Below are 6,000 nucleotides of genomic sequence, written 5' to 3'. Positions count from 1 at the left end.
TAGATTTTGGAAATTACGAATAACAGCTTTAGGATCAATTTCTTGTCCTTCTTCTTTATTATCTACTAAAGCTAAGGTTGTATTTGCAACCTCATCCCCATATTTTTCGGAAAACTTCTTGAACTCAGGTTTGATATACCAAGTGTTTTTATCCACGATAACATCAGTAAAGTTATTTCCGTCAAATTTTGCTTTAATCAGATATTCATATCCATCGCCTAAACGAACAATGTCACCATGTTTATAAGGGCTATTTTGTAAAGTGAACATATGGCCATCCTTGCTGAGAATATAGCCTGTCCCATCACTAGAATTTACAACTCTATCAGAGGCCATTGCACCTGATTGTTCGAAATAATACCAATTATTATCTATGCACTCCCAACCTGTCTGCATAGAACCACTAAAACGAAGATAGTACCATGTAGACCCTTCTTTGTACCAACCTGTACGCATAGCTCCACTATCTGCTAGTGAATACCAGGTATTGCCTTCCTTGTACCATCCAGTACGCATAGCCCCACTATCTGCTAGTGAATACCAGGTATTGCCGTCTTTGAGCCAGCCTGTCTGCATTTTACCAGAACCATCGAAGTGATACCAAGAGCCAGCATTTTGTACCCATTTATTTTTAGCGAGACTGCCATCTTGAGAAAGATTCCAGTCAGCGCCATTTTTTACCCAAGTATCTGTAGCCTGTGCTTGATTGATTGACAAAAGCAGACCAGCACCTGCAAGCAAACCAAGTGTAAGTAGTTTAGATTTTTTCATAGCCATTTTCTCCTATTCTATAGCGAAATGAACATGACTTCCTAGTATACAAAGCTGTTCGCTTTTTCGTTTTACTCTGTCAGACGTCTTATTTCACAACAGAAACATTTCCTGTCTTACTATCGATTTTAACAGTTTGACCGTAGAAACCGTCAATTTCTTTATTAAGATAATCTGAAATTCCTGTTGGCAATCGTTTCATTTTAAGAATTTCACCAGATTGGTCTGCATAAACAAGAATATGATAGTGATGATAGCTTGGTCTATCATCAATCAATGCAAAATAACCTGTTTTGAGTTTGCCATTATCACCATCTAAATAGTATAGTTTATTATTATTGATTGTGAAGCTGGTAGCTCCAAGAAGAAGTCGTGCACCCGGGTTTTCTAGATAGACATCATTGCCAACTTTTTTAATCTCTGAATAGGTGGTCATTTCTGGTAAATTTGTTACGCGACGACCATCTGCCCCAAAGTAATACCTGTTTGGTAAGTTTTGGAAATTTTTCACGACAGCTTTAGGATTAATTTCTTGTCCTTCTTCCGTATTATCTACTAAAGCCAACATCGTATTGGAAACTTTATCTCCATATTTATCAGAAAACTTCTTAAATTCAGGTTTTATGTACCAAGCATTTTTTTCAACAATGACTCCATCTTTTGTATAAATAAGATGATAATCATACCCGTCAGATAAAGTAACAATATTTGTGATAATTGTATCATCCGCTTGAGATTGTTCAACCTGACTTGGGAGTTTGGTTAACAGATATCCATCCTTACCAATGACATAACTTTCCCCATCACTGGCTGGAACAGCTCTGTCTGCGACCATTGCACCTGATTTTTCAAAGTAAGACCATTGACCATTTGCAGTTGCCCATCCTGTTGCCATAGCGCCACTGCCTTTGAGGTAGTACCATGTAGACCCTTCTTTGTACCAACCTGTACGCATGGCGCCACTATCTGCTAGGGAGTACCATGTATTGCCTTCCTTGTACCAGCCAGTACGCATGGCGCCACTATCTGCTAGAGAATACCACGTATCACCGTCTTTGAGCCAGCCTGTCTGCATTTTACCAGTGCTGTCGAAGTGATACCATGAGCCAGCATTTTGTACCCATTTATCCTTAGCTAGACTGCCATCTTGTGAAAGATTCCAGTCAGCACCATTTTTAACCCAAGTATCTGCAGCCTGTGCTTGATTGATAGACAAAAGTAGACCAGCACCAGCAAGCAAACCAAGTGTAAGTAGTTTAGATTTTTTCATAGCCGTTTCCTCCTAAAATAGATAAATCCAAAGCAAGAAAATCAAATAGAAACGAAGCCAAAATAGATGTCAGGTTCATGAACCTGAACCATAAGACCTCCTAAAATGTCCACGAACATAAGATAGAGACTAGTTTATCAAAAGTACATAGCCATCACCTTCTCCCAACTATAAAATAAATCCTTTTTTATATCTACATTATAGTCCTGGAAAAAAGGAAAGTCAATTAAAATTGTGATTATATTAACATTTTTGTTCTAACGAAAATCAAGCTATCTCTTCTTTTGATCTTCATTTCTTATCTCCTTTTGGAGATTGATTTTTCTGATTTTATTATATCCCTTATTTGTCCCCATATCTCTTCTGTCCCTAGAAAGACTAAATCTGTTCCTAAACGGTCACTTGAACCAAAGAAAAATTCCAAAGCAAATGCCTTGGAACTTCTTATCTTTATTTTGCTTGAATGATCTTAACCACATCTCCTACACTTTGCAGTTGATCAATTTCCTCATCACTGATTTCAATACTAAATTCATCTTCCAGTGTCAAGATAAACTCCATCAAGTCAACTGAGTCAGCATCCAAATCGTCTTTCAGACTCAAGGATTCTGTCACAACAAAGTCCTCTCCCTGTCGCTCTTGGATAATGGTCACAATACGGTCAAAAATTTCTTTTTCTGTCATCTCTTTTATTCTCCTGAAAATTCACGCGCAGTCTGAGCAACTACGTCTGTTTCTAGCATGGTACGAATCTGGCGAATCGTACTATACACAGCCTTGGCATCGCTTGAGCCATGAGTCTTGACAACCGGTGCCTTAACACCAAACAAGACCGCTCCACCAACATCTGAATAGTTGAGCTGTTTTTTCAAACCTCTGAGACTATCCTTGAGAAGGAGGGCGCCTAGTTTCGCTCGAAGACCACCACCTGTAATAGCTGTCTTGAGCAAGCCCATAATTCCCATGGCTGTCCCTTCAATGGATTTGAGCACAGCGTTTCCCGTGAAACCATCTGCCACAACAACATCCGCAACGCCATTCATCAAATCACGTGCTTCCACATTTCCGATAAAGTTTAAACTTTCATCAGCCGCTAGTAATTCATAGGTCTCCTTACGAAGCGGGTCGCCCTTACTATTCTCTGTTCCATTATTGAGCAAACCAACACGTGGTTGCGCAATACCACGGACATTTTTAGCATAGAAGGAACCTAGAACCGCGTATTGATGGAGGTGCTGGGCTGTATTTTCCGCATTGGCACCAAGGTCTAGCATGTCAAAACCCTTCCCATCTACAGTCGGCAAGGTCGACATAAGCCCAGGACGGTCGATGTTCTTGATACGACCCACGATGAAGAATCCAGCAGCCAACAAAGCACCTGTATTCCCAGCTGAGAGGACAGCGTCTGCTTCACCCTCTTTGACAGCCTTGGCTGCCAATACCATACTGGCATTTTTCTTCTTCCGAATAGCTCTCGTAGGTTCATCGTCTGAATCAATCTTCTCATCCGTATGGATAATGCTGACGCGCTCTGTCGCTGTCAGATATTGCTTGATTTTAGCTTCATCTCCGTAGAGTTGAACCTCGATATCTGAAAAGTCAGCTAGGGCTTGATTGACACCCTCAACGATGGCCTGAGGTGCGTAATCGCCTCCCATGGCATCTACTGCGATTTTTTTCATTTCTTTTCCTCTTTTAGTAATTGTCCCCAGTCGGATAGGGAATCAATAAATTTCTTTGATTTTAGGTGAATCCCAACGTACTCTTCGTAGAGTTGATCCATAAATTGGCGTAGCTCTTGCTTGATTTCAAGCTTGAGAGAAATGGTCTCCAAGGTCTCAAAATCAATAGCTTGAAATTGATTGAGCAGATAAGGGATATTGGGATTGAGATGGCAACGTCTCTCATCTTCATGATAATGATCTGGACAGAGGCAGGCTCCATATTTGAAAGAAAAGTCAAAAGCCTGACCAACCCGATGACAAAAGACACACTCATTAAAATTGAGGCTGATCCCAAATCGAGTCAAGATTTGAATTTCAAAAATATTGGTCAAAACCTGATAATCCAAGCCCGCTTCCATCAACTCCAAGGTCTTTTGTAAAAAAGCAAACAAGGGAGCATCCTGCTGATTGTCCTGCAAACTAGCATCTGCAAGAGCTGCCACATAGGTCGCATAAGCCATGACAAAGAGGTCACTATTAATCTTGGGAAAGGTCATCACCTCATGATAGTCCTCAATGTAGCTAAGCCCGTCATCATTTATTCGTAAGAGAAATCGTGCCAGCACCAAGGGCTGAATAACAGGGGCCAGCTTAGACTGGCCAGCATGTTTAACGAAAAACATGCGCTTGCCAGCCTGCTCTGTAAAAATCTTGACGAGCTTGTCATCCTCTCGAAAATTGCGATTGTAGAGCACCAAGCCTTGACTCGTGATAGACTGAATCATGCTTCTCTCATGTACTCCTCAAGTCGTTTCATGGCTTCTTTGATGGTCTCCATACTAGCTGCATAAGATAGGCGAACATAGCCTTCCCCGTAACGTCCAAAGGCGGCACCAGGGATAAAGGCAACGGCCTTCTTCTGGGCAAAATCCTTCAGAAAAGCAAAGGAATCTTGATTGTAGTCCGCTGGAATCTTAGCAAAGATATAGAAGGCACCGTCTGGTTTGATAATTTCAAAACCAAGAGCAGTCATTTTTTCGATGATATAGTCCCGACGCTGGATGTATTCCTTTTTCATGGGCTCCGCATCGTTTTTACCAGCCGTCAAGGCTTCCACCGCAGCATGTTGAGCCATGGTATTTGCGGCAGTCACCAAGTACTGGTGACTCTTGATTAACTGGGCTGTAAAGGCCGCAGGAGCAAAAATCAGACCCAAACGCCAACCTGTCATGGCATGCGATTTAGACAAGCCATTGATAATAATAGCCTGGTCTCTCAGCATAGTTCCTAGAGACACATGGGCTTCCCCTGTGTAGGTCAATTCTGAATAAACCTCATCACAAACCACGAAAATCTCATACTTGCGTAAAACAGCTGCCAAAGCTTCCAACTGCTCTCGACTGTAGGTAATTCCTGTCGGATTAGCTGGATAGTTGAGAATAACCGCCTTGAGCTTATCACCCTGCTCCAAAATGGCCTTTTCCAACATCTCAGGAGTCAAGACAAACCCATTTTCAGTTGTATCAATCTCGACAATCTCTGCCCCAACTAGATTGACAATCGGTTCATAACCCGGATAAGCAGGAGCTGGCAAGAGCACCTTGTCTCCCTCTTCCAAAATAGCTGTCAAAGTAGCAGATAAGGCCTCTGTCGCCCCAATTGTGACCAAGATTTCATTTTCAGGAGCATAGTCCAGTTGGTACTTTTCCTTAACAAAGTCACTGGCTGCCTGACGTAAAGTCAACAGACCACTCATCCCTGTATAGTAGGATTGGTTCTGATCAATCGCTCGCTTGGCCGCCTCCTTGACATGGTCTGGCGTTGTAAAGTCAGGTTCCCCCAAGGTCAAACGCAAGACCCCAGGAATCTCCGAAATAGCCTGATCAAACTGACGAATCAACGAAACTTGAATCTTATCTAACTGTTTATTAAAGCGCTTAGTTAAGTCCATAGATACCTCCTACTTTCAAAACGTATCTCTATTATACTACAAAAGCCCCCCGACCGCAAAAATACATGATAGAATAACGCTAGCATGACAAATTGAAGTATGTTAAAATGGATTTGTCGCAACTCCACTAACGAACTTAGTTTGGAGGTGAGTTTTTGCTAATCTTCGTTACAGTTATTCTAGCACCATTACTGATTACTATTACCGGTAATGTCATTTCTGAGTGGATAGTCAGAAAGTGGTTAGATAAGCGCGACAAAAAAATATAACCTGAGTTTAGTTTTAATGTAACTGGACAAAAAGAAATACCAGAGGTGGAGCTCTGGTATTTTTGTTTTTGCCAA

6 protein-coding genes are annotated in these 6,000 nt (G+C 41.5%); all 6 read right to left on the bottom strand.

Annotated elements, in window-relative coordinates; genetic code table 11:
* Positions 1 to 771: N-acetylmuramoyl-L-alanine amidase family protein (locus tag ACLNCW_RS09565; protein WP_424846177.1), on the bottom strand; the 771-nt coding region annotated here is incomplete at its 3' end.
* An 88-nt stretch (positions 772 to 859) separates the two neighbouring features.
* A complete protein-coding gene (locus tag ACLNCW_RS09560; RefSeq protein ID WP_261203698.1) occupies positions 860 to 2,041 on the bottom strand; it encodes an N-acetylmuramoyl-L-alanine amidase family protein in 1,182 nt (393 codons plus the stop codon).
* Between the two features lie 450 nt (positions 2,042 to 2,491).
* On the bottom strand, positions 2,492 to 2,725 hold the full coding sequence (locus ACLNCW_RS09555; protein WP_000136448.1) for an acyl carrier protein: 234 nt from the start codon (positions 2,723 to 2,725) through the stop codon (positions 2,492 to 2,494).
* Between the two features lie 5 nt (positions 2,726 to 2,730).
* Positions 2,731 to 3,723, bottom strand: a complete 993-nt coding sequence (gene plsX / locus ACLNCW_RS09550) for a phosphate acyltransferase PlsX (RefSeq protein WP_223340372.1) — start codon at positions 3,721 to 3,723, stop codon at positions 2,731 to 2,733.
* A complete protein-coding gene (gene recO / locus ACLNCW_RS09545) occupies positions 3,720 to 4,490 on the bottom strand; it encodes a DNA repair protein RecO (protein WP_424846174.1) in 771 nt (256 codons plus the stop codon). The genes plsX and recO overlap by 4 nt, the downstream gene beginning before the upstream one ends.
* On the bottom strand, positions 4,487 to 5,656 hold the full coding sequence (locus ACLNCW_RS09540; RefSeq protein ID WP_261032144.1) for a pyridoxal phosphate-dependent aminotransferase: 1,170 nt from the start codon (positions 5,654 to 5,656) through the stop codon (positions 4,487 to 4,489). Before ACLNCW_RS09540 ends, recO begins: the two co-directional genes overlap by 4 nt.
* Positions 5,657 to 6,000: the final 344 nt, after the last annotated feature.

The organism is Streptococcus sp. CL6.22, assembly GCF_049738055.1.
Lineage (GTDB): Bacteria > Bacillota > Bacilli > Lactobacillales > Streptococcaceae > Streptococcus > Streptococcus mitis_DJ.
The sequence above is the reverse complement of the archived record's forward strand: the minus strand, read 5'-3'. Positions and strand labels throughout refer to the sequence as shown.